Here is a 24,770-nt window from a genome sequence, read left to right as displayed (position 1 = left end):
ACCCGAAGCCGCGAGCGCCCGAGCCGTCGCGGCCGGTCAGGCGCCCAGGTCGTGCAGCACCCCGGCCAGCAGGTCGACGGCGGCCGGGTAGGCGTGCGCGGGCGGGTGGGCGTAGCCGACCACCAGGCCGGGCGGGCCGCTCGCCGGGTCGTGCCGGTGCATCGCCAGCCCGCCGACGGCGAGGCCGCGCGCGGCGGCCGCGGCCAGCACCGCGCCCTCGCCCGGGCCGTCCGGTCGCAGGTGGACGGTGGCGTGCAGGCCGGCCGCCACCCCGGCCACGGCCGACCGGCCGCCCAGCCGGCCCAGCAACAGGTCCCGCCGCTCCCGGTAGCGGCGCCGGACGGTACGGACCTGTCGGTCGTAGCCGTGGCCGTCGATCAGCTCGGCGAGGGCGAGCTGGCCGATCGTCTCGCTGTGCACGTCCAGGTGGCGCTTGGCCTCCACCACCGGCTCCACCAGCCGGGCCGGCAGCACCAGCCAGGCCAGGCGCAGCGCCGGCCCCAGCGTCTTCGCCGCGGTGCCCACGTAGGCGACCTGCTCGGGGGCGGTGCCCTGGACCGCGCCGACGGGCTGCCGGTCGTAGCGGAACTCGCCGTCGTAGTCGTCCTCGATCACCAGGCCGCCGGTGGCCCGGGCCCACTCCGCCAGCGCGTGCCGGCGGGCCGGGTGCAGGGTCACCCCGGTGGGGAACTGGTGCGCCGGGGTCACCACGGCGGCCCCCACCCGGGCCAGCGGCCCGGCGCCGAGCAGGTCGGTGCGCGCGCCGAGCCCGTCCACCGGCAGCGGCAGCACGGTGCCGCCGTGCCGGCGGACCACCTCCCGGTGGAAGGCCAGCCCGGGGTCCTCCATGGCCAGCACCGGCGTGCCGGCGTCCCGGAGCACGCCGGTGAGCAGCACCAGGGCCTGGACGTAGCCGGTGGTGACCACGACGCGGTCCGGGTCGGCCAGCACGCCCCGGGCCCGCCCCAGGTAGCCGGCGAGCGCCCGGCGTAGCTCCGGCCGGCCGCGCGGGTCGCCGTAGCCGTACGCCTCGGCCGGGGCGACGGCCAACGCCCGCCGGGTGGCCCGCAGCCAGGCGGTGACCGGGAAGAGCCCGACGTCGGGGCTGCCGGGGCGCAGGTCGTACCGGAAGGTCGGTGGCCCGGGCGGCTGCGGGGCCGGCGGCGGCGTGGCCCGGCGCAGCGCGCTGACCTCCGTGCCCGCGCCGATCCGGGCGACCAGCCAGCCCTCGGCGACCAGCTGGTCATAGGCGGCGCTCACCGTGCCCCGGGACAGGCCCAGCTCGGCGGCGAGGGTGCGGGTGGCCGGCAGCCGGGTGGCCGGCGGGAGCCGGCCGTCGCGGATGGCCTCGCGCAGCGCCCGCTCCAGCCCGGCCCGCCGGCCGCCGCTGGCGTCCAGCTCCAGGTGCAGGTCGACGCCGAGATCGGCCCAGTCCGTCGGCACGGAATTGGAGCTTACGGGCGGGCCGCCGGCGGGGCGAGACTGACCGCATGACCGAGCTGAGCCGGCGGGCCGCTGCGCTGCGTGCGCTGCACCGCCCCGGGGACCCGCTGATCCTGCCGAACGCCTGGGACCCGGGGTCCGCCCGGGCCGTAATCGCGGCGGGCTTCCCGGCCGTCGCCACCAGCAGCGCCGCCGTCGCCGAGGCGCTCGGCCACGCCGACGGCGAGGCCACCCCGGTGGCCGAGATGTTCGCCGCGGTCGCCCGGATCGCCGCCGCGGTGGCGGTCCCGGTCACCGCCGACCTGGAACGGGGGTACGGGCTGCGCCCGGCCGAGCTGGTCGAGCGGCTGCTGGCGGCCGGCGCGGTGGGCTGCAACATCGAGGACTCCGACCCGCGTACCGGGGCGCTGCACGACGTCGAGGAGCAGGCCGAGCTGCTGGCCGGGATCCGGGCCGCCGCCGCGGCGGCCGGCGTGGATCTGGTGCTCAACGCCCGGGTCGACGTGCACCTGCGGGCGTACGGGCCGGCCGAGGGGCGGCTCGTCGAGGCGGTCCGCCGGGCCCGTCGCTACCTGGCGGCGGGAGCGGACTGCGTCTACCCGATCCTGCTGGCCGACCCGGAGGAGATCCGCACCCTCGTGGCCGAGGTGGAGGCTCCGGTCAACGTCCTGGCCCGGCCCGGTGCACCGGCCCCGGCCGAGCTGGCCGCCCTCGGCGTGGCCCGAATCAGCTACGGCTCGAGCCTGTACGCGGCCGCCCGCGCCCGTATGGTCGGGATGCTCGCCGCGATTCAGGCGAGCGACGAGGCGTTTCCGACCGGGGAGGAGGCCCCGTGACCTACCCACCGCCCCGCTACTCCGGGGACCTGGGCGAGCAGTCGGCCACCTACCGTCCCGCGGATCATCCCGCGGAGCTGGTCTATCCCTCCGGCGGTACGGCGAGCTACCTGGCCACCGGCGCGTCGACCAACGGGCAGTTCGGCCTCTACCGCTGGGAGATGGGGCCGCAGCCGAGCGGCCCGTCGCCGCATTTCCACCGGTCCATCTCGGAGTCCTTCTTCATCCTCTCCGGGACGGTGCGCATCTACGACGGCCGGCGGTGGATCGACACCGTGCCCGGGGACTTCGTGCACGTCCCGGAGGGTGGCGTCCACGCGTTCCGCAACGAGTCCGGCGAGCCGGCCTCGATGTTGCTGCACTTCGCCCCCGGTGCGCCGCGCGAGGGCTACTTCGAGGGCCTGCTGGACCTGGCGGACAGGAGCGAGGAGGAGAAGGCGGAGTTCTTCCTGCGGCACGACACGTTCTGGGTCTGATCCCGCACCCCGCCGACGGGCACGCCGACCAGGCCCGGAGCGATTGGAACACCGCCGGGCGCCGTGTCGGGGTTGCCGACCCGCGCTCGGCCCGGGAAGGTGGGCGGATGGGCGCCGCTGACGAGACCCGGGACGGGGTGTCGCTGACCAACCTGGACCAGCCGCTGTTCGACGGGGCCGGGGCCACCAAGCGCGACCTGGTCGACTACCTGGACGCGGTCCACCAGCGGATCCTGCCCGGGCTGCGGGACCGGCCGCTGTCGGTGATCCGGGTGCGGCCCGGCCAGGACCCGTTCATGCAGAAGAACCTGCCCAAGTACACGCCGGACTGGGTGCGCCGCACCTCGGTCTGGGCGGAGGCCTCGCACCGCAGCATCTCGTACGCCCTCTGCGACGACCGGCGAACCCTGCTCTGGTTCGCCAATCAGCGGGCCGTCGAGTACCACCCGACGCTCGGCCACGCCGGCCACCCCGAGCACCCGACCCACCTCGTGCTCGACCTGGACCCGCCGCCGGGTGACTCGTTCGGCGTGGCGGTCCGCACCGCCCTGCTGGTCCGGCAGGCGCTCACCGAGGCCGGACTGGCCGGGGCGGTGAAGACCAGCGGCGCGAAGGGGTTGCACGTGATCGTGCCGGTGGACCCGGCGACCACCGCCGAGGAGGCCGCCGCGGCGACCCGCGCCCTCGCCGCCCGCGCCGAACGGCTCGACCCGGCGCTGGCCACCACCGCCTTCATCGTCGAGGACCGGGGCGGGCGGGTCTTCGTCGACTCCACCCGGTCGTACGGGGCGACCGTGGTGGCCGCGTACAGCCCGCGGATCCGGCCGGGCACGCCGGTGTCGTACCCGGTCGGCTGGGCCGACGTCGAGTCGGCAACCCCCGCCGACTTCACCGTGAAGACCGTGCCGGCGCTGCTCGGCGACCGGGACCCCTGGGCCGAGGCGCTGCCGGCGCCGCAGCGGCTGCCGGAGGAACTGGTGGCCGAGGGCCGGACCATCCCGGTGGCCCGGGTGCAGGCCATGCACGAGGGCAAGCGCCGCGCCAAGGCCCGCCGCGAGGCCGGCTGACCAGAGAAAAAGCCCGGGCCGGCGGCCCGGGCTTTTTCGTGTCTGTGCCCCCGGCAGGATTCGAACCTGCGCCCCCGCCTCCGGAGGGCGGTGCTCTATCCCCTGAGCTACGGGGGCTCAGCGACCCGAGAAGACTAGCAAACTCCTACCCGGATCACCCAATCGGCATCCCACGCCGGCGTTTCTGCCGATCATGAGGTTAACGGCGCAAGCGGAGATCCACATCGCCGCCAACCTCATGATCACCGAGCCGGGCGGGCGGGTGGCCCAGGTCGGGGTCGGGGTCGGGGGGTCAGGCGGCGGCGACGGGGCGGCCGCAGCTGGGCAGAGGGTGCAGGAGGATGCGGCGGGGGAGGCGGCGGGGCCACTCGTTGCGTGGCCAGGAGCCGTCGACGATCAGGTGCACCGTGCGCTCCTCGGCGCCGCTGAGCCGCAGCACGAACTCGCGGGGGAGCGGCGGGTCGACCGTGGGCGTTGTGATCATGAAGCGCACCCGGCCGCGGGACGAGACCGCGGAGATCACGTCGGCCGCCGGCATGGTGCCGCGCAGGCGTACCCGGCCGATCCAGTAGACCTCCGCGGCGTGCTCCTGGGCGGCCCGGGTGATCGACGGGTACTCGCTGCGTACCCAGCGTTCGACCGCGCCGACGCAGAGCCCGCAGGCCCGCTCGCGGGGCTCCCGCGGACCCAACCCCCAGGCCCGCAGGTACGCCCCGACCGTGCCGGCGTCCATGGTCAGCTCGAACTGGCGCTCGATGAGGTTGGTCAGGCTCTGTCGCGTCCAGAGCTCCTCGTCCAGGCCGAACTCGTCGGGGTGGACGCCCCGCAGCACGTCGATCAGTTCGAGTTCCTGTTCGCGGCTGAGCGTTCCCGGCTCGCCCTGCCGCAGTCCGCGACGGACGGCTGCCACCGCCCCGTCACCGCCGATGGTGTGGCGTCGGCACCAGCTGGTCACCGACCGCCCTGCGTCTCTGAGTGCAACCCCCACGTCCTGCGCAACGAGCCCGAATCGCAACTGGTCACGATATGTGTGGAGAAAAGTCTCCAAGCAGCGCAATGGGTTGTACGACCCAAACCGTTATAAACCGGCATAACGGGTGCAGCCCGGTTCGGGGTACGCGAAGGGCCCGCGTCGCACACGACGCGGGCCCTTCGGCCGAGCAGGTGTTACAGGCTGCCGCCCAGGCGCTTGAGCGCCGCCGACAGGTTCGCCAGGTCGGTCTGCTGGGTGTTCTTCATGACCTGGGCGACCGCCAGCACGTCGTCGTCGTGCCCCTGGTCGAGGATCCCGTCGATCATGTGCACCCCGCCGACGTGGTGCCGGATCATCATCTGCAGGAACAGCACGTCGAACTCGCGCCCGCTCGCGGCCCGCAGCTTCGCCATCTCCTCCGGCGTGGCCATGCCCGGCATCAGCCCGTTCTTCACCGACGCGCCGTCCGACATCCAGGCCATCGGCGGCTGGTCCCCGGTCGGGTCCAGCTTCCAGGAGCGCAGCCAGGTCTGCATGGTGCCGATCTCGCCCTGCTGCCCGGTGGCGATGTCGCCGCCGATCTGGCGTACCTCCGGGTCCTGGCCCTGCCGGAACGCCAGCAGCCCCATCGCCACCGCCTGCGCGTGGTGGCTGGTCATGTCCCGCGCGAAGCCGGCCTCGGCCGAATCGTTCCCCGGCCGGGTGAGGGACGGGGTGAGCAGGCCGCCCGCGTACCCCAGGAGGAGCCCGACCACGACGGCGGCGGCCAGGGCCAGCAGGCCGAAGCGCCGCGCGGCCCCGTGGTCACCGGGGTCGGTGACCGAGGCCTCGTCGAGGTCGGGGTCCGTGGTCGCGGCAGCGGTCATCGCGGCGTCCTTACTGGGTCGGCTGCTCGGGCATGTTGTTGCCCAGGTTGTCCCGCGGCGTGGTGCCGGTGGCGGTGACGCCCTGGTCACAGAGCGCGGTCGGGCCCTCCACGGAGGCGTTCACCCGCAGCGTCTTGATGAACTCGTCGATCCGGCCGTCGTCGGCGTTGTCGACCTTGAGCTGGAAGCCCCAGGCCTGGAGCGAGATCGGCTTGTCCAGCCCCTCGAACGGGCTGAGCATGAGCTTCTCCTTGCCCTCGACCTTGGCCTTGAGCTTGGCCACCTGGTCGGCGGGCAGGTCGGGGCGGTAGGTGATCCAGACCGTGCCGTGCTCCAGGCTGTGCACCGCGTGCTCGTTGGCGATCGGGGCGTCGTAGACGTCACCCATGCAGTTCTGCCAGGCCTGGTTGTGCGGGCCGCCGACCGGCGGGAGCACGTCGTACTTGAGCGAGCCCGCCTGGTGCTGGCCGCCCTTGACCAGGTCCTTGTCCTTCTTGCGGTAGTCGACGATGCCGTTGATCGCGTCGGCCCGCTTCTGCCAGGGCTGCGAGCCCTGGTAGACGGCCCACGCGCCGACGCCGATGATGCCGACGGCCAGCACACCGACCGCGACGAAGAGGGCGATCGGACCCCACGAGCGACCCTGGCTCACCTTCACCGGGGTGACCGGCTTGCGGCCCTTGCCGCCGGTCTGCCGGGGACCGCCCTTGCCGGCGCCGGCCTTGCCGCCGGCGGGCTTGTCGGCGGCCGCGGGCCGGCCGGCGGCCGGCTTCTTGCCGGTGCTGACCACGGTCGGGCGGCGCTCCGGGCCGCCCGGGGTGCTGATGCTCATCGTGCCTCGTCAGGTCGGTCGGTCAGGGAGCCGCGGGGCCGGTTCACATGCTGGGTCGCCGCCGCGGGGACCGAGTCTACCCCCGATAACATGGTTCGGTGACTCCCGCAGAACTCGCCGAGGTCGTCCTCTCCGCAGCCCACGCCGTCTTCGAAGACCGGGGCCTGGATCGCTCCGCGCTGCCCGCGCAGACCACCGTCGAGCGACCCCGCAACCCCGAGCACGGCGACTACGCCTCGACGCTGGCGCTGCAGCTCAGCAAGAAGGTCGGCGTGCCCCCGCGGGAGCTGGCCGCCGCCCTGGCCGACCAGTTGGGCAGGGCGCCGGGGATCAAGTCGGTGGAGATCGCCGGCCCGGGCTTCCTCAACATCCGGCTCGACGCGGCCGCCGCCGGCCAGCTCGCCAAGGTCATCGTCGAGGCCGGCCCGGCGTACGGCCGCAGCGACACCCTCGCCGGCCAGCGGATCAACCTGGAGTTCGTCTCGGCCAACCCGACCGGCCCGGTGCACATCGGCGGGGTCCGCTGGGCGGCCGTCGGCGACGCGCTCAGCCGGCTGCTCCGGGCTACCGGCGCCGACGTCGGCACCGAGTACTACTTCAACGACGCCGGCTCCCAGATCGACCGGTTCGCCCGCTCGCTGCTCGCCGCCGCCCAGGGCCAGCCGGCCCCGGAGGACGGCTACGGCGGCGCGTACATCGCGGAGATCGCCGCCGAGGTGGTGAAGCGCCGGCCCGAGGTGCTGGACCTGGCCGAGGCCGCCGCCCAGGAGGTGTTCCGGGTCGAGGGCGTCGAGCTGATGTTCGCCGAGATCAAGTCGTCGCTGCGCGACTTCGGCGTGGAGTTCGACACCTATTTCAACGAGAAGGACCTGCACGACCGGGGCGAACTGGACAAGGCGCTCGACCGGCTGCGGGAGCAGGGGCACCTCTACGAGTCCGAGGGCGCCACCTGGCTGCGCACCACCGACTTCGGCGACGACAAGGACCGGGTGCTGCGCAAGTCCAACGGCGAGTGGACCTACTTCGCCGCCGACTGCGCCTACTACCTCGACAAGCGCGAGCGCGGCTTCGAGCGCGTGGTGATCATGCTGGGCGCCGACCACCACGGCTACATCGGCCGGATGAAGGCCATGGCGGCCTGCTTCGGCGACGACCCGGAGCGCAACCTAGAGATCCTCATCGGCCAGCTGGTCAACCTGCTCCGGGACGGCGCCCCGGTGCGGATGAGCAAGCGGGCCGGCACCGTGGTCACCCTGGAGGACCTGGTCGACGCGATCGGCGTGGACGCCTCCCGCTACGCGCTGGCCCGCTACTCCAGCGACTCGCCGATCGACATCGACGTGGAGCTGTGGACCCGGGCCACCCGCGACAACCCGGTCTACTACGTCCAGTACGTGGCCGCCCGCACGGCCAGCGTGGGCCGCAACGCCGCCGAGGTCGGGCTGACCCGGGGCGAGGCCGCCGGCTTCCACGCCGAGCTGCTCTCCCACGAGAAGGAGAACGAGCTGCTCAAGGCGCTCGCCGAGTTCCCGGCCGTGGTCTCCTCGGCGGCCGAGCTGCGCGGTCCGCACCTGGTCGCCCGCTACCTGGAGCGGCTGGCCGGCGCCTACCACCGGTTCTACGACAACTGCCGGATCCTGCCGCGCGGCGACGAGGAGGTCACCGACCTGCACCGGGCCCGGCTCTGGCTCAACGACGCCACCCGGGTGGTCATCGCCAACGGCCTGCGCCTGCTCGGCGTCTCGGCCCCGGAGCGGATGTAATGCGAGCGCGAGGAGTGAGCTTGCGAGCCCCGCAGTCGCGAAGCGGAGACAACTGATGCGGGCGCACGAGGCCGGCGCCCTGCACGGCGACATCGGCAACCGGGGGCCGGCCTGGCTGCGCACCCCGGTCGACGTCAACGACCTGGTGCCGCAGCTGTGGCCGCGCAACGTAGCGCGCGGCGCGGGTGGCGCGCTGGCGGTGGCCGGCCTGGACGTCCGCGACCTGGCCGCCGAGTTCGGCACCCCGGTCTACGTGCTCGACGAGGACGACCTGCGCGCGCGCAGCCGCGAGTTCCGCGACGCCTTCCCCGACGCCGACGTCTACTACGCCGGCAAGGCGTTCCTCTGCCGCGCGGTGGTCCGGATGATCGCCGAGGAGGGCCTGTTCCTCGACGTCTGCACCGGGGGTGAGCTGGCCACCGCGCTGTCGGCCGGAATGCCGCCGGAGCGGATCGGCTTCCACGGCAACAACAAGTCCGTGGCCGAGCTGACCCGGGCCGTGGACGCCGGGGTGGGCCGGATCATCGTCGACTCGTTCGCCGAGATCGACCGGCTCAGCGCGCTGGCCCGCGAGCGCGGGGTACGCCCGAAGGTGCTGGTCCGGGTGACCGTCGGCGTCGAGGCGCACACCCACGAGTTCATCGCCACCGCGCACGAGGACCAGAAGTTCGGCTTCTCCCTCGCGGGCGGGGCCGCCGCCGCGGCCGCCTTCAAGATCCTCGACGAGGACGTGCTGGAGCTGCGCGGGCTGCACTCGCACATCGGCTCGCAGATCTTCGACGCCAGCGGCTTCGAGGTCTCCGCCCGCCGGGTGCTCGCCCTCCAGGCGCAGATCCGCGACGCGCGCGGGGTGGAGCTGCCCGAGCTGGACCTGGGCGGCGGCTTCGGCATCGCCTACACCACCCAGGACGACCCGGCCGCGCCGCACGACCTGGCCAAGCGGTTGCGCAAGATCGTCGACGGGGAGTGCGCGGCGGAGAAGCTGGCCGTGCCGCACCTGTCCATCGAGCCCGGCCGGGCGATCGTCGGGCCCGCCGTGTTCACCCTCTACGAGGTGGGCACGGTGAAGGACGTCGACGGGATCCGCACCTACGTGAGCGTCGACGGGGGGATGAGCGACAACATCCGCACCGCGCTCTACGACGCGTCCTACTCGGCGACTGTGGCCAACCGGGTCTCGGCCGCCGAGCCGATGCTCGCCCGCGTGGTGGGAAAGCACTGTGAGTCCGGGGACATCGTGGTGAAGGATGAATTCCTGCCCGCCGACGTGCAGCCCGGAGATCTTGTCGCGGTGCCCGGCACCGGGGCCTACTGCCGGAGCATGGCCAGCAACTACAACCATGTCCCGCGGCCCCCGGTCGTCGCCGTCCGCGACGGTCGGGCCCGGCTGATCGTCCGCCGGGAGACCGAAGACGACCTGCTCGCATTGGATGTGGGATGACCTCACCCGTTCGCTTGGCGCTGCTCGGCTGCGGCACGGTCGGCAGCGACGTGGTCCGGCTGCTGCACGAGCAGTCGGCCGACCTCGCCGCCCGGATCGGCGCCCCGCTGGAGATCGCCGGCATCGCCGTCCGCCGGGTCGGCCGGGACCGCGGCGACCTGCCGGTCGACCCCGCCCTGTTCACCACCGACCCGCTCGGCCTGGTCAAGCGGGACGACGTGGACGTCGTGGTGGAGGTCGTGGGCGGGATCGAGCCGGCCCGCACCTGGCTGGTCGAGGCGCTGCGCGCCGGCAAGAGCGTGGTCACCGCCAACAAGGCGCTGCTCGCCGAGGACGGCGCGACGCTGCACGACGCGGCCGCCGAGGGCGGGGCCGACCTCTACTACGAGGCCAGCGTCGCCGGCGCCATCCCGCTGCTGCGCCCGCTGCGCGAGTCGCTGCACGGCGACCGGATCAACCGGGTCACCGGCATCGTCAACGGCACCACCAACTTCATCCTCTCCGCCATGGACGCCACCGGCGCCGGCTTCGCCGAGGCGCTCGAGGAGGCCACCGAGCTGGGCTACGCCGAGGCCGACCCGACGGCCGACGTGGAGGGCTTCGACGCCGCCGCCAAGGCCGCCATCCTCGCCTCGCTGGCGTTCCACACCCGGGTCACCGCCGCCGACGTGCACCGCGAGGGCATCACCGAGGTGACCGCCGCCGACGTGGCCAGCGCCAAGGCCATGGGCTGCACCATCAAGCTGCTCTGCATCGCGGCGCGGGGCGCCGACGCGGCCGGCCGCGAGACGGTCAGCGTCCGGGTGCACCCGGCGATGATCCCGCTGACCCACCCGCTGGCCGGCGTCGGCGACGCGTTCAACGCGGTCTTCGTCGAGGCCGAGGCGGCCGGGCAGCTGATGTTCTACGGCCGGGGCGCCGGCGGCGCGCCGACCGCCAGCGCGGTCCTCGGCGACGTGGTGGCGGTGGCCCGCAACCGCCTCGCCGGGGTGCATGCGGCCAGCGAGTCGGCGTACGCCGACCTGCCGGTGCGGCCGATGGGCGAGGCGCTCACCCGCTACCACATCAGCCTCGACGTGGCCGACCGGCCGGGTGTGCTGGAGGCGGTGGCCGGGGTCTTCGCCCGGCACGAGGTCTCCATCGCCACGGTGCGGCAGGGCCCGGCCGGCGGCGCCGACGCCGAACTGGTCATCGTGACCCACGTGGCGCCCGACGCCGCGCTCGCGGCCACCGTCCGCGAGCTGCGCGGGCTGGACATCGTCCGCTCGGTGACGAGTGTGCTGCGAGTCGAGGGCGGGGCGTAGCCGTCCGTCCCGCCTGATGGTTAAGGGGAGGTGTGCCGGCGGCGGGTCGGGAAGGCTGGTCCACGCTGGGAGGGGCCCCGCGACCGGGGGCGGCAGACGCGAGGAGTGCGACATGTGGCGGGGTCTGATCGAGGCGTACCGGGACCGGCTGCCGGTCACCGACGCCACTCCCGTCGTCACCCTGCACGAGGGCAACACGCCGCTGCTGCCGGCGCCCGTGCTCTCCGCCCGGGTCGGCGCCGACGTGTGGCTCAAGGTCGAGGGGGCGAACCCGACCGGCTCGTTCAAGGACCGGGGCATGACGGTCGCCGTCTCCAAGGCCGTCGAGGCCGGTGACAAGGCGATCATCTGCGCCTCCACGGGCAACACCAGCGCCTCCGCCGCCGCGTACGCGGCCCGCGCCGGGATCACCTGCGCGGTGCTGGTGCCGCAGGGCAAGATCGCCCTGGGCAAGCTGGCGCAGGCGCTGGTGCACGGCGCCAAGTTGCTCCAGGTGCAGGGCAACTTCGACGACTGCCTGTCGCTGGCCGGCAAGCTCGCCCAGGACTACCCGGTCGCGCTGGTCAACTCGGTGAACATCGACCGGCTGCACGGGCAGAAGACCGCCGCGTTCGAGATCGTCGAGGCGCTCGGCGACGCGCCCGACATCCACTGCCTGCCGGTCGGCAACGCCGGCAACATCTCCGCCTACTGGATGGGCTACTCCGAGGACCTGCGCGACGGCAACGCCACGAAGGCCCCGCGGATGTACGGCTTCCAGGCGGCCGGCGCGGCCCCGATCGTCACCGGGCAGGTGGTGCCGGAGCCGTCCACCATCGCCACCGCCATCCGGATCGGCAACCCGGCGAGCTGGACCAAGGCGGTCGACGCCCGGGACGCCTCCGGCGGGCTGATCGAGGCGGTCACCGACCGGGAGATCCTCTCGGCGTACCGGCTGCTGGCCCGCGAGGTCGGGGTCTTCGTCGAGCTGGGCAGCGCGGCCAGCGTGGCCGGCCTGCTCCAGCAGGCCGCCGCCGGCCGGGTGCCGGCCGGCGCCACCGTGGTCTGCACGGTGACCGGCCACGGGCTCAAGGATCCGGAGTGGGCCATCTCCACGGCGCCCGCCCCGCTGACCATCGCCAACGACTCCCTCGCCGCCGCCCGCTCCCTCGACCTGGTCTGACGCGCCCACTCCGGGCCGGAGCGGGCACCGTCACCCCGGCCGGGGTCCGTGCGTGGGAGCGTGATCGCGTGCGGCAGACTCTGGACACCCCGTACACCCCTTTCCAGGAGTGAGTAACGCCCATGTCGCTGCTCGCCAGATTCAGTCTCGCCAACCGGGGCCTGATCGCCCTCATCGCGCTGGTGACCACGGCGTTCGGGGCGTTCGCCGTGCCGTCGCTGAAGCAGCAGCTGCTGCCGTCGCTGGAGTTCCCCGCCGCGTTCATCGTGGCGCCGTACCCGGGCGCCGCGCCGGAGATCGTCGAGTCCCAGGTCGCCGAGCCGATCGAGAGCAGCCTCCAGGGCATCCCGGGGCTGGAGAAGGTCACCTCCACCTCGCGCGAGGGCTCCGCCACCGTCCAGGTGCAGTACGAGTTCGGCACCGACCTGGACGACGTGGTCAACAAGATGCAGACCGCGCTGAGCCGGATCGACGCCCAGCTTCCCGAGGGCGTCGACCCGCAGGTGATCGCCGGCAGCACCGACGACCTGCCTGCCGTGGTGGTCGCCGCGACCGGCGGCGCCGACGAGCAGGCCCTGGCCGAGAAGCTGCGCGGCACCGTGGTGCCCGAGTTGGAGGGGCTGGACGGGGTCCGCACCGTCGACGTCACCGGCGCCCGCGACCAGGTCGTGACCATCGTTCCCGACCCGGCGAAGCTGGCCGCGGCCCGGCTGGCCCCGACCGCCATCGCCCAGGCGCTGAAGACCAACGGCGTGGCGCTGCCGGCCGGTGCGGTGCTCGACGGCGGCCGCTCGCTGCCGGTGCAGGTGGGCACCCCGATCCGCACCGTGGACGACCTGCGCGGGATCGTGCTCAGCACCGCCCCCGCCGCCCCGGTACGCCTCGGCGACGTGGCCCGGGTGGAGCAGCAGCTCGCCCCGGCCACCGCCTTCACCCGCACCAACGGCAAGCCCAGCCTCGGCATCGCCGTCACCGCCTCGCCGGACGGCAACGCGGTGGCGATCTCGCACGACATCCGCGACCGCCTGGACGAGCTGGAGGCCGCCTCCGGCGCCGACCTGACCGTGGTCTTCGACCAGGCCCCGTTCGTCGAGCGGTCCATCGAGAGCCTCACCACCGAGGGCCTGCTCGGCCTGCTCATGGCGGTCGTGGTGATCCTGGTCTTCCTGCTCTCGGTGCGCTCCACCGTGGTCACGGCGGTCTCCATCCCGCTGTCGGTGCTCGTCGCGCTCATCGTGCTCTGGGCCGGCGACTACTCGCTGAACCTGCTCACCCTCGGCGCGCTCACCATCGCCGTCGGCCGGGTGGTCGACGACTCGATCGTGGTGCTGGAGAACATCAAGCGCCATCTGGAATACGGCGAGCCGAAGCGGGACGCCATCCTCGCCGCGGTCCGCGAGGTGGCCGGCGCGGTCACCGCGTCCACCCTCACCACGGTCGCCGTGTTCGCGCCGATCGCCCTGGTGGGCGGCTTCGTCGGGCAGCTCTTCGCGCCGTTCGCGATCACCGTGACGGTGGCCCTGCTCGCCTCGCTGCTGGTCTCGCTGACCGTGATCCCGGTGCTGGCGTACTGGTTCCTCAAGCCGCCGCGCCGCGGGGTCGACGAGGCCGCCGCCCGGCACGCCGCCGCGGAGAAGGAGCTGCGCAGCCCGTTGCAGCGGGCGTACCTGCCGGTGATCGGCTTCGCCACCCGGTCCCGGGCGACCCGCTGGGCGACCGTGGCGCTGGGCCTGCTGGTGCTCTTCGGCACCTTCGGCCTGGCCCAGAAGCTGGAGACCAACTTCCTGGACGACTCGGGCCAGGACACCCTGGCCATCCAGCAGGAGCTGCCGGCGGGCACCGGGCTCACCGGCACCGACCAGGCCGCCGCGCGGGTCGAGGAGATCCTCCGCCGTACGCCGGGGGTGGCGACCTACCAGGTCAGCGCGGGCGGCGGCGACAACCCGTGGGCGGGCGGCGGCAACGACACCGCCTCCTGGTCGCTGGCGCTCACCGACGACACCGACGCGGCGGAGGTCCGCGAGAAGCTGCGCAAGGAGTTCGACGCGCTCGGCCCCGACGCGGGCGAGCTCACCTTCGGCGGCGGGCAGAACGCCGGCTCCGCCAACCAGCTCGAGGTGGTCGTGCAGGCCGCCGACCAGGAGACGCTGACCCGGGCCGCCGAGGCCGTCCGGGACGCGATGGCCGGCACGGCGGGCGTCGAGGACGTCACCACCGGCCTGGCCACCCGGGTGCCCCGGGTGGAGGTGACCGTGGACCGGGTCGCCGCGGCCCGGGCCGGGCTGACCGAGGCAGCGGTCGGGCAGGTCGTCGCGCAGGCGTACCGGGGGGCGCCGCTCGGCCAGGTCACCCTGGACGGCACCCCGCAGGACGTGGTGCTGAGCACCGGGGCCCGGCCGCCGCTGAGCCTGGCCGAGCTGCGGGCGCTGCGGGTCGGCCCGGTGAAGCTGGACGACATCGCCGACGTCAACCAGGTCGAGGGCCCCCAGCAGGTGACCCGGATCGACGGAAAGCGGAGCGTGTCGGTGACCGGCACGGCCACCGGCTCGAACCTCGGCGCCACCACCCAGGAGCTGCAGAAGAAGCTGGACGCGCTGGACGTGCCGGGGGCGACGTTCGTCATCGGCGGCGTCAGCGCGGACCAGGCCGACGCCTTCGCCGACCTGGGGCTGGCCGTGCTGGCCGCGATCGCGATCGTCTTCCTGATCATGGTGGGCACGTTCCGCAGCCTGACCCAGGCGCTGATCCTGCTGATCTCCGTGCCGTTCGCGGCGACCGGCGCGATCGGGCTGCTGCTGCTCACCGGGACCCCGCTGGGCGTGCCGGCGCTGATCGGCGTGCTCATGCTGGTCGGCATCGTGGTGACCAACGCGATCGTGCTGCTCGACCTGATCAACCAGTACCGGGGGCAGGGCATGGGCGTGACCGAGGCGGTGGTCGAGGGCGGCCGGCGCCGGCTGCGGCCGATCCTGATGACCGCGGTCGCCACCGTGTTCGCGCTGCTGCCGATGGCGTTCGGCCTGACCGGTGAGGGCGGCTTCATCTCCAAGCCACTGGCCGTCGTGGTGATCGGCGGGCTGCTCAGCTCGACGCTGCTGACGCTGATCCTGGTGCCGACCCTCTACACGATGGTGGAGCGCACCAAGGAGTCCTTCCGCGAGCGCCGGGCCCGCCGGCGGGGCACCCCGGTGCCCGCCGAGCCGCCGGCGCCGGTCCCCGTGACCGTCGGGGCTCCGGCGGCCCCGGCCGAGGCCGCCGGCCCGCCGGCCCGCCCGGCCCCGTCGGCCGCCCTGGTCGACGGCACGGACCAGTTCGAGGTGCTGCGCCTGCCGAAGAGCCGCCGGTCCCCGCTGCCGCCGACGGAGTAACCGCGCGACCCCGGAGCGGGTGCCCGTCCCGTGCCGGGCGGCCACCCGCCCCCGTACGGGGGACAGTGGGGAACAACCGGTGACGGTACGGTGAGTGAGCCGACACCTACTGTGGGTGTCGGCTCGTCCCGCGGTGCCGGGGCGGCCCGGCCGGAGCGGGAGCGGGGGCGATGGCGGACGGCGTGGCCCGGTGGGGCAGGCGTACGGTGCTGCGCCGGACCGCGCTGCTGGCCGGGGGCGCCGCGCTCGGTGCCACCGCGACCTCGCAGAGCACCTGGATCGCCGACCGCCGGCTCCCGCTGGGCGGCGGGCCGGCCAGCGCCACGCTGGGCAACCGCTACCAGCAGGTCGGCGGCGGCGGGGTCGAGGTCGTCTGGGCCGTCCGCACCGGCGCCCCGCTGGTCGCGCTGACCTTCGACGACGGGCCGGGGCCACAGTGGACCCCGATGGTGCTGGACACCCTGGCCGAGCACCGGGTGCCGGCCACCTTCTTCCTGGTCGGGGGGTCGGCCCGCCGGCACGCCGCGCTGGTCCGCGACCGCCTGGGCGGGCACGAGGTGGGCAACCACAGCTGGGCGCACCACGACCTGGCCCGGATGGACGCCCGCACCGCCTACGACGACCTGCGCCGCAGCCACGAGGCGATCCTGGCGGCCACCGGGGCGGCCCCGCGGCTGCTCCGCCCGCCCTGGGGGCATCTGGGCGGCGCCGTGCTCCACGCCGCCGCCCGGCTGAACTACCGGCTGGTGCTCTGGACTCTCCAGATGGTGGAGGGGGAATACCCGGACGACCCGGCCGGGCACGCCCGGCGGATCGTGGCCGACGTGCGGCCCGGCACCATCCTGCTCGGTCACGACGTCGGCCCCGGGCGGCGGCTGGTCGCGCTCCGCGGCCTGCCCGACATGATCACCGGGCTGCGCGCCCGCGGCTACACCTTCGTCACCGTCTCCGAACTGCTGCGCCGCGCTGCCGACCCGGGAGTGGCCCGATAGGGTTCCGGCGTGTCACCCACCGTCTCGGTCCTCGTCCGCAACCGCGACTTCCGCAACCTCTTTCTCGCCGAGCTGGTGGTCTTCGGGGCCGACTGGTTCGTCATGGTGCCGCTGCTGGTGCTCCTGCCGGCGCTGACCGGCAGCGGGGTGTGGGGCGCGCTGGTGCTCGCCGTGGACACCGGCATGACCGCGCTGCTGCTCCCGTACACCGGCACCATCGCCGACCGCTTCGACCGCCGGAAGATCATGATGGCGGCCAACCTCGCCGCGCTGGCCGGCATCCTGCTGCTGCTCGGCGTCCGTGGCGCCGGCACGGCCTGGCTGGCCCTGGTGTCGATCGCCGCCGTGGCGGTGGCGAAGGCGTTCTACTCGCCGGCCGCCCAGGCTGCCCTGCCGAACGTGCTCGACCCGGCCGACCTGGCCGCCGGCAACGCGATCGCCGGCTCGGCCTGGGGCACCATGACCGTGGTCGGCGCCTCGCTCGGCGGCATGCTGAGCGCCGCCGCCGGCCCGTACGCCAGCTTCTGGGTGGCCGCGGCCGGCCTGGCCGGGGCGGCGGGCCTGGCCGCGCTGATCCGCCGGCCGTTGCAGGCGCCCCGCGACCCGGCGGCGGTCGTCCCGCGCACCTGGCCGGCGATCCGCGAGGCGCTGGGCTACATCGCCCACCGGCCGCGGGTGCTCGCCCTGGTCACCGTGAAGTCGGCGGTCGGGCTGGGCAACGGCGTGCTGACCGTCTTCCCGCTGCTCGCCGGGCTGTACGGGGTCGGCGCGGTCGGCACCGGCCTGCTCTTCGCCTCCCGCGGCGCCGGCGCGCTGGTCGGCCCCATCCTGATGCGCCGGGTGCTCAGCAACCGGGCCTGGCTGCTCACCGGCCTGGCCCTGTCCATGTCCCTCTACGGCCTGGCCTACCTCGGCGTCTCGGTGGTCGACTGGTTCCCGCTGGTGCTGGTGCTGGTCTTCCTGGCCCACCTGGGCGGCGGCAGCAACTGGGTGCTCTCCAACTACGCCCTCCAGGGCGAGGTGCCGGACCGGCTGCGCGGCCGGGTCTTCGCCACCGACATGATGCTGGCGACCCTGGCCATCTCGATCAGCCAGCTGGTCGTGGCGCTGGTGGTCGACGCGGTCGACGAGCGCACCGTCCTGGCCGGCTGCGGCCTGGTCACCGTGGTCTACGCGGTGGGCTGGCGGCTCGCCACCCGGCGGCTGTCGCTCACCGACCCGGTCGAGGAGCCGGCACCCAGCCGCACCCCCTGAGCGGGATCGCCGTCGGGCCGCCGTTCCCACGGTCCGGGCGATCCGGCGCGCCGTCGGTGCCGGGACCTAGCATGAGCCGGTGCCGATGACTTTCACCTCCGGTCCCGTCCGGGTCCGGGTGCCCGCGACCAGCGCGAACCTGGGCCCGGGCTTCGACTCGCTGGGGCTGGCCCTCGGGCTGCACGACGACGTGGCCGCCGAGGTGACCGCCGGCGGCGTACGGGTGGCGGTGACCGGCGAGGGCGCCGGCGAGCTGCCCGGCGACGACCGGCACCTGGTGGTGACCGCCATGCGGGCCACCTTCGACCTGCTCGGCGGGCAGCCGGCCGGGCTGGCCCTGGAGTGCGTCAACCGGATCCCGCAGGCCCGGGGCCTCGGGTCCTCCTCGGCGGCCATCGTGGCCGGGGTGCTGCTGGCCCGGGCGCTGGTCGCCGACGGCGCGGCACGGCTGGACGACGCCGCCGCGCTCCAACTGGCCTCGGAGCTGGAGGGGCACCCCGACAACGTGGCGCCCTGCCTGCTCGGCGGCTTCACCGTGGCCTGGACGGAGCCCGGCGGCGCCCGGGCGGTCTCGCTGCCGGTGGCGGCGGCGGTCCGGCCCACCGTCCTCGTGCCCGGCGAGCGCGGGCTGACCTCGGTGGCCCGGGCGGCGCTGCCGGCCACCGTGCCGCACGGCGACGCGGCGCTGACCGCGGGGCGGGCGGCACTGCTGGTGCACGCGCTGACCGCCGATCCGGCGCTGCTGCTGCCGGCCACCGTCGATCGGCTGCACCAGGACTACCGGGCCGGGGGCATGCCGGCGACGGCCGCCCTGGTGAATGCGCTGCGTGCGGCGGGTGTGGCGGCTGTGGTCAGTGGGGCAGGCCCGACCGTGCTGGCGCTCTCCGAGGTCCCCGCGGGATTCGACGCGGGAACAGATTGGCGCCGGTGGGAGTTGCCGATAGACGTCAGCGGTGCCCGGGTTGCCCGGGGTAGACTTGGACACGCCGAGCGGGACCCTGTTGCCGCAGGTCGGAAGAGTTGATTACGCTCTACACCTAGCACAGCCGCGAAGCATGCGATCTCCTGCGGGTCGGCGCACCCCCGAAGCTCTCGGCGGTCAGCCCGTCACCCCTGCCAAAGGCCCACGCCGCACCGCAGTTTCCACAGGTCGCCGCAGACGGCGAGACCTGCTCACCGACGTTGGTGAGTCGGGAAACCGACCGGCTGCTGTGTCACAGACTCCCGCGACGCGTCCATGCGAGGCGGGTGCACCGAGGCCGCCCGGCCACCTGTTCTCGACTCCGGGCAGCCCCGGCCTATCGAGGGAAGGAATCCATTGAGCGACACCACCGACGTGACGTCGGATGTTTCCAACGTCGCTGGCGATGCCACCACTGCCGCCCCCACACGCCGTCGGCGCAGCGGTACCGGCCTGTCGGCGATGCTGCTGCCTGAGCTCCAGAGCCTGGCCGCGTCGCTCGGTATCTCCGGTACGGCTCGCATGCGCAAGGGCGAGCTGATCAGCGCGATCACCGAGCGGCAGGGCGGCGCCGCCGCCGGAACCCCTCGACCGCGGGCCGAGGTCGCGGCCGCGGCTGCTCCCGCCCGCGAGGAGGTGCACGCCGAGGTCCGCGAGGAGCGGGCCGAGACCGAGCGTCGCACCGCCGAGGCGGCGCCGGCGGCCGAGGCGACCGAGACCCGCACCCGCAGCCGCAGGGGCCGGGCGGCCGCCGCGACCGCGGAGGCGCGGCCGGCCGAGACGCGCGCCGAGGAGGCTCCCGCCGAGACCGGTGAGCGGGCCGAGCGCGGCGAGCGTGCCGAGCGCGGCGAGGGCCGGGGCCGCGAGCGGGCCGAGCGCGGTGGCGAGCGGGCCGAGCGCGGCGGTGACCGGGCCGAGCGCGGTGGCGAGCGGGCCGAGCGCAACGACCGGGGCGAGCGTGCCGACCGGGGCGAGCGTGCCGAGCGGGGCGAGCGTGCCGAGCGGGGCGAGCGCAACGAGCGGGGCGAGCGCGGTGACCGGGGCGAGCGCAACGAGCGCAACGACCGGGGTGACCGGGGCGACCGCAACGACCGGGGCCAGCGCGCCGAGCGCAACGACGACGGTGACGAGGACGGCGAGGGCGGCGGCCGGCGCGGCCGGCGCAGCCGGTTCCGGGACCGCCGGCGCGGCCGCGGCGAGCGTGCCGAGGGCGGCGACGGTGGCGGCCGCGAGCCGCAGGTCGGCGAGGACGACGTGCTCGTCCCGGTCGCCGGCATCATCGACGTGCTCGACAACTACGCCTTCGTCCGGACCACCGGCTACCTGGCCGGCCCGAACGACGTGTACGTCTCGATGTCCCAGATCAAGAAGTACGGCCTGCGCCGCGGTGACGCGATCACCGGCGCCGTGCGGGCCGCCCGGGACGGCGAGCAGCGGCGCGACAAGTACAACCCGCTGGTCCGGCTCGACACCATCAACGGGATGGAGCCGGACGAGGCGAAGCGCCGGCCGGAGTTCTACAAGCTCACTCCGCTGTACCCGCAGGAGCGGCTGCGGCTGGAGACCGAGCCGAACGTGCTGACCACCCGGGTCATCGACCTGGTGATGCCGATCGGCAAGGGCCAGCGGGCGCTGATCGTCTCGCCGCCGAAGGCGGGCAAGACGATGGTGCTGCAGGCCATCGCGAACGCGATCACCCGGAACAACCCGGAGTGCCACCTGATGGTGGTGCTGGTCGACGAGCGGCCGGAAGAGGTCACCGACATGCAGCGGTCGGTGAAGGGCGAGGTCATCGCGGCCACGTTCGACCGTCCGCCGCAGGACCACACCACGGTGGCGGAGCTGGCGATCGAGCGGGCCAAGCGCCTGGTCGAGCTGGGCCACGACGTGGTCGTGCTGCTCGACTCGGTGACCCGGCTCGGCCGGTCGTACAACCTGGCGGCGCCGGCCAGCGGCCGGATCATGTCGGGTGGTATCGACTCCACCGCGCTCTACCCGCCGAAGCGCTTCCTGGGCGCCGCGCGGAACATCGAGAACGGTGGCTCGCTGACCATCCTCGCGACGGCGCTGGTGGAGACCGGCTCGATGGCCGACACGGTCATCTTCGAGGAGTTCAAGGGCACCGGCAACGCCGAGCTGAAGCTGGACCGGAAGATCGCCGACAAGCGGGTCTTCCCGGCGATCGACATCAACCCCTCCGGCACCCGCAAGGAGGAGGTCCTGCTCGCGCCGGAGGAGCTGGCGATCGTCCACAAGCTCCGCAAGGTGCTGCACTCGCTGGACTCGCAGGCGGCGCTCGACCTCCTGCTGGACCGGCTCAAGCAGTCCCGCACGAACATCGAGTTCCTGATGCAGATCGCGAAGTCCACTCCGGGCGAGTGATCTGAGCGGCTCCGAAGAGGGGCACGGCCTGCGGGCCGTGCCCCTCTTCGCGTGTGCGGCGCCGGTCGCCCGGTGAAGTTTTCCTTCGGTTAAGCCAGAGGGTATTGAAACTTCTGTTCAGTCTCGGGTTGACTGTGGCCCATGCGAATCCGCAGTCGATCCGCCCGTCTCGCCGGCGTCCTGCTGCTGACGCCGCTGCTCACCCTCACCGCCCCGGTCCCGCCCGGTGCGGCGGCGGCCGTGGCCGAACCGCACACCCCGGCCGAGGACGCGCCCGCCGCCTCCTCCCTTCCCGACTCCGCGGTCGCCCTCGCCGGCGGGTCCGGCGTGGAGCCGGCCGGCGGCCTGGAGACCGCGAAGACCACCCGTCCGGTCGCCCCCGGACTCGACCTCACCTCCTTCGACCGGTACGACGCCGACGGCTGGCTCCGGGCCGACGCGCTCACCGCCGACCTCTCCGGTGGCGTGACCGTCGACTACGTCAACTCCGGCGCGGTCACCCGCGACGAGCCGCTGCGTGCGGCGGTGGACCGCTCCCGGGCGGTGGCCGCGGTCAACGGCGACTTCTTCGACATCAACAACTCGGGCGCGGCGCAGGGCATCGGCATCCGCTCCGGTGAGCTGGTCCAGTCGCCGGTCGCCGGGCACACCAACGCCGCCGCGATCAGCGCCGAGGGGCTCGGCCGGGTCATCCAGGTCGGCTTCGAGGGCACCGCCGCCCTGCCCGCCGGGCCGGTGTCGCTGACCCAGTTCAACAACATGGTGCAGCGCGACGGCGTCGGTGTCTTCACCCCGCTCTGGGGCTCGTACACCCGCAACCGGGCCGTGGAGGGCGCCGCGCGGGTGGTCGAGGTGACGGTGACCGGCGGCCGGGTCGCGACCGTGGCCACCGCGGCCGGGGAGGGCCCGATCCCGGCCGGGACCACGGTGCTGCTCGGCCGGGAGGCCGGCGCCGACGCCCTGGCCGCGCTCCGCCCCGGTGACCCGGTCGACCTGACCTGGCGGCCGAAGGCCTCCGACGGGAGCAGCCCGCGCGCCGCGGTCGGCGGCGGCAGTGTGCTGGTCCGCGACGGCGTGGTGCAGAGCATCGCCGACGCGAGCCTGGCCCCGCGCACCTCGGTCGGGTTCTCCGCCGACGGTCGCCGGATGATCATGCTGACCGTGGACGGCCGGCAGGTGGACAGCCGGGGCGTCACCCAGACCGAGATGGGCCGGATGATGGTCGAGCTGGGCGCGTGGAGCGCGCTCAACCTCGACGGCGGCGGCTCGTCGACCCTGCTGGCCCGGGAGCCGGGCGCGGCGGCCGTCCAGGTGGAAAACAGTCCCTCGGACGGCAGCGAGCGGCCGGTGCCGAACGGCCTGGCCATCTACGCGCCGCAGGGCAGCGGCCGGCTCACCGGCTACTGGCTGGAGACCGCCAGCGACCCGACCGCCGCGCCGGGCGTGGCCCCGATCCGCGGCGGCCGGCCGGACCGGGTCTTCCCCGGCCTCACCCGCCGGCTCACCGCCGCAGGCTACGACGAGACGTACGGGCCGGCCGCCGGCGCGCCGCAGTGGCGGGCCAACCCGGCCGCCCAGGGCACCGTGGACGACGGGGTGTTCCGGGCCGGCCGCCCGGGCCGCAGCACCGTCACGGCCTGGCGCGACGAGGCGCGCGGCACGCTCGACCTGACCGTCCTGGGCGCGCTGGAGCGCGTCGACTCCACGGTGGACCGGCTCGGCCTCAACCAGCAGGGCGACACCGGCCTGTTCGGTGTGGTCGGCTACGACGCGGAGGGGAACACCGCGCCCATCGAGCCGGCCGACCTCAAGCTGGAGTACGACCACGACCTGCTCGACGTCACCCCGACGGCCGACGGCAACCTCGCCGTCAAGGCGCTCGCCGGCACCGGCTCCGCGCTGGTCACCGTCCGGGTCGGCGCGAAGACCACCGTGCTCCCGGTCACCGTCGGGCTCACCGACGTGCCGGTGGCCGGCTTCGACGACGCCACCTCCTGGAAGTTCAGCCAGGCGCGGGCCAGCGGCGCGGTCGCCCCGGCCCCGGGCCACACCGGCACCGGCCTGAAGATGTCCTACGACTTCAGCCAGTCCACCGGCACCCGCGCCGCGTACGCGGACCCGCCGGCCTGGATTCCGGTGCCCGGCCAGCCGCAGGCGTTCGGCATGTGGATCAAGGGCAACGGCACCGGCGAGTGGCCGAGCCTGCACCTGCACGACGCCCAGGACACCCAGTTCGTGCTGCGCGGCCCCTACCTGACGTGGACCGGCTGGCGGTACGTCGAGTTCACCGTCCCGCCCGGCGTGCAGTACCCCGTGCGGGTGCGCCGGTTCTACGTGGCCGAGACCGACCCGGCCAAGCAGTACAAGAGCGAGGTGGTCATCGACGACCTGGTGGCCCGGGTGCCCACGACGGTGCAGGCGCCGGAGGAGCCGAACATCACCGACCGGGTGGTGCTGCGGGACGGCACGGTGGACGGCGCGCCCTGGCGTTTCGCGGTCATGTCCGACGCCCAGTTCGTGGCCGCCAACCCGGACAGCGACCTGGTCGCCCAGGCCCGCCGCACGCTCCGCGAGATCCGCGCGGCGAAGCCCGACTTCCTGGTCATCAACGGGGACTTCGTGGACACCGCGTACCCGGCGGACTTCGCCCTGGCCAAGCGGATCCTGGACGAGGAGCTGGGCGGCGAGCTGCCGTACTACTACGTGCCCGGCAACCACGAGATCATGGGCGCCCCGATCGACAACTTCCGGAGCGTGTTCGGCGACACCTCGCGGGTCTTCGACCACGAGGGCACCCGCTTCGTCACCCTGAGCACGGCCACCGGCTCGCTGCGCGGCGGCGGGTTCGACCAGGTCGAGCTGCTGCGGAAGACGCTCGACGCGGCGGCCGCCGACCCGGCGGTCGGCTCGGTCACCGTGCTCTTCCACCACCCGCCCCGCGACCCCAGCCCGGCCAAGGCCAGCCAGCTCGGCGACCGGAAGGAGGCCGCGCTGGTGGAGCAGTGGCTGGCCGACTTCCAGCACCGCACCGGCAAGGGGGCCCTGATGGTCAACGGGCACGTCGGCACCTTCCACGCCGACCGGGTGGACGGCGTGCCGTACGTGATCAACGGCAACTCGGGCAAGGACCCGTCCACCCCGGCCCAGCTCGGTGGCTTCACCGGCTGGACCGAGTTCGGCGTCGACCCGGTGACCCCGCAGGAGGCGGAGCAGGCCCGCCGGGACCCGCTCGCCGAGGGGCCGCGCTGGATCGCCGCGGAGTTCCACGCCCACGTCGACCGGCTCGCCCTGGCCGCCCCGGCCGAGGTCGCGGTCGGCGCCCCGGCCGCCGTCACGGCCACGCTCACCCAGCCCGGCGGCCGTGCCGTCCCGGTGGCCGCCCCGGTCAGCGCCGACTGGTCCGGCTCGCCGAACCTGCACATCGGCGCCGCCGACGGGGTGAAGCCCTGGCACGTGGCCCGGTTCGACCCGGCGACGGGGCGGCTGACCGCGCTGCGCCCCGGTGCGCAGGTGCTGCTCGCGGTCACCGTCAACGGCGTCCGCGCCGAGGCGACGGAGGTCTCGGTCTTCGTCCAGTCGTACCTGCCGCCGCCCCGGATGATCGTCTTCGGGGCGATCGACTACGCCGCCGCGGTGGCCCGGATCGGCCG

General features: G+C 74.3%; 17 protein-coding genes and 1 tRNA gene. 13 read left to right on the top strand and 5 right to left on the bottom strand.

From position 1 onward, the window contains the following. Nucleotides 1-36: 36 nt before the first annotated feature. Nucleotides 37-1,443, bottom strand: coding sequence for a PLP-dependent aminotransferase family protein (locus tag ABZV78_RS10290; protein ID WP_355637249.1), 1,407 nt, complete (start codon nucleotides 1,441-1,443; stop codon nucleotides 37-39). Between the two features lie 47 nt (nucleotides 1,444-1,490). Here ABZV78_RS10290 and ABZV78_RS10285 point away from each other — a divergent pair, with 47 nt between their 5' ends. The 3 genes from ABZV78_RS10285 (at nucleotide 1,491) to ligD (ending at nucleotide 3,822) form a co-directional block, all read left to right on the top strand. Next, the gene (locus ABZV78_RS10285; protein ID WP_355637247.1) at nucleotides 1,491-2,279 is read left to right on the top strand and encodes an isocitrate lyase/phosphoenolpyruvate mutase family protein; all 789 of its coding nucleotides are present in this window, start codon (nucleotides 1,491-1,493) and stop codon (nucleotides 2,277-2,279) included. Next, nucleotides 2,276-2,755: a cupin domain-containing protein gene (locus ABZV78_RS10280; RefSeq protein WP_355637245.1), complete on the top strand. Its 480-nt coding sequence runs from the start codon at nucleotides 2,276-2,278 to the stop codon at nucleotides 2,753-2,755. Before ABZV78_RS10285 ends, ABZV78_RS10280 begins: the two co-directional genes overlap by 4 nt. 107 nt (nucleotides 2,756-2,862) lie before the next feature. Next, nucleotides 2,863-3,822 carry a non-homologous end-joining DNA ligase gene (ligD, locus tag ABZV78_RS10275; RefSeq protein WP_355637243.1) on the top strand — a complete coding sequence of 320 codons (960 nt, stop codon included), beginning with the start codon at nucleotides 2,863-2,865 and terminating at the stop codon, nucleotides 3,820-3,822. A gap of 45 nt (nucleotides 3,823-3,867) precedes the next feature. Here ligD and ABZV78_RS10270 read toward each other — a convergent pair. The 4 genes from ABZV78_RS10270 to ABZV78_RS10255 all read right to left on the bottom strand — a co-directional run bounded on the left by ABZV78_RS10270 (nucleotide 3,868) and on the right by ABZV78_RS10255 (nucleotide 6,493). Next, nucleotides 3,868-3,939 (bottom strand) — tRNA-Arg (locus ABZV78_RS10270). Nucleotides 3,940-4,114: 175 nt separating this feature from the next. Next, nucleotides 4,115-4,810: a winged helix-turn-helix domain-containing protein gene (locus ABZV78_RS10265; protein ID WP_355637333.1), complete on the bottom strand. Its 696-nt coding sequence runs from the start codon at nucleotides 4,808-4,810 to the stop codon at nucleotides 4,115-4,117. Between the two features lie 179 nt (nucleotides 4,811-4,989). Then, the gene (locus tag ABZV78_RS10260; protein WP_355637241.1) at nucleotides 4,990-5,661 is read right to left on the bottom strand and encodes a DUF305 domain-containing protein; all 672 of its coding nucleotides are present in this window, start codon (nucleotides 5,659-5,661) and stop codon (nucleotides 4,990-4,992) included. A 10-nt stretch (nucleotides 5,662-5,671) separates the two neighbouring features. Continuing rightward, a complete protein-coding gene (locus ABZV78_RS10255; RefSeq protein ID WP_355637239.1) occupies nucleotides 5,672-6,493 on the bottom strand; it encodes a DUF3105 domain-containing protein in 822 nt (273 codons plus the stop codon). 98 nt (nucleotides 6,494-6,591) lie between these two features. Here ABZV78_RS10255 and argS point away from each other — a divergent pair, with 98 nt between their 5' ends. From argS to ABZV78_RS10205, 10 genes are all read left to right on the top strand, one after another. Further along, nucleotides 6,592-8,256, top strand: a complete 1,665-nt coding sequence (argS, locus tag ABZV78_RS10250; RefSeq protein WP_355637237.1) for an arginine--tRNA ligase — start codon at nucleotides 6,592-6,594, stop codon at nucleotides 8,254-8,256. A 55-nt stretch (nucleotides 8,257-8,311) separates the two neighbouring features. Next, nucleotides 8,312-9,697, top strand: a complete 1,386-nt coding sequence (gene lysA, locus ABZV78_RS10245) for a diaminopimelate decarboxylase (RefSeq protein WP_355637235.1) — start codon at nucleotides 8,312-8,314, stop codon at nucleotides 9,695-9,697. Then, entirely contained in the window at nucleotides 9,694-11,001 is a 1,308-nt protein-coding gene (locus tag ABZV78_RS10240; protein WP_355637233.1) for a homoserine dehydrogenase, read from the top strand. The genes lysA and ABZV78_RS10240 overlap by 4 nt, the downstream gene beginning before the upstream one ends. A gap of 112 nt (nucleotides 11,002-11,113) precedes the next feature. Then, nucleotides 11,114-12,163 carry a threonine synthase gene (thrC, locus tag ABZV78_RS10235; RefSeq protein WP_355637231.1) on the top strand — a complete coding sequence of 350 codons (1,050 nt, stop codon included), beginning with the start codon at nucleotides 11,114-11,116 and terminating at the stop codon, nucleotides 12,161-12,163. A 122-nt stretch (nucleotides 12,164-12,285) separates the two neighbouring features. Then, on the top strand, nucleotides 12,286-15,531 hold the full coding sequence (locus ABZV78_RS10230) for an efflux RND transporter permease subunit (RefSeq protein ID WP_355637230.1): 3,246 nt from the start codon (nucleotides 12,286-12,288) through the stop codon (nucleotides 15,529-15,531). Between the two features lie 170 nt (nucleotides 15,532-15,701). Beyond that, nucleotides 15,702-16,523 (top strand): polysaccharide deacetylase family protein, encoded by an 822-nt coding sequence (locus ABZV78_RS10225; protein ID WP_355637228.1) that lies wholly within the window; start codon nucleotides 15,702-15,704, stop codon nucleotides 16,521-16,523. Nucleotides 16,524-16,532: 9 nt separating this feature from the next. Beyond that, nucleotides 16,533-17,777 carry an MFS transporter gene (locus tag ABZV78_RS10220; RefSeq protein ID WP_355637226.1) on the top strand — a complete coding sequence of 415 codons (1,245 nt, stop codon included), beginning with the start codon at nucleotides 16,533-16,535 and terminating at the stop codon, nucleotides 17,775-17,777. 85 nt (nucleotides 17,778-17,862) lie between these two features. Next, on the top strand, nucleotides 17,863-18,801 hold the full coding sequence (gene thrB, locus ABZV78_RS10215) for a homoserine kinase (protein ID WP_355637331.1): 939 nt from the start codon (nucleotides 17,863-17,865) through the stop codon (nucleotides 18,799-18,801). Nucleotides 18,802-19,095: 294 nt separating this feature from the next. Then, nucleotides 19,096-21,120 (top strand): transcription termination factor Rho, encoded by a 2,025-nt coding sequence (gene rho / locus ABZV78_RS10210; protein ID WP_355637224.1) that lies wholly within the window; start codon nucleotides 19,096-19,098, stop codon nucleotides 21,118-21,120. 141 nt (nucleotides 21,121-21,261) lie between these two features. Beyond that, nucleotides 21,262-24,770, top strand: a 3,509-nt coding sequence (locus ABZV78_RS10205; RefSeq protein WP_355637222.1) for a phosphodiester glycosidase family protein, incomplete at its 3' end; no start/stop codon positions are given.

It is taken from the genome of Micromonospora sp. NPDC004540 (genome assembly GCF_040610095.1).
Lineage (GTDB): Bacteria > Actinomycetota > Actinomycetes > Mycobacteriales > Micromonosporaceae > Micromonospora.
The sequence above is the reverse complement of the archived record's forward strand: the minus strand, read 5'-3'. Positions and strand labels throughout refer to the sequence as shown.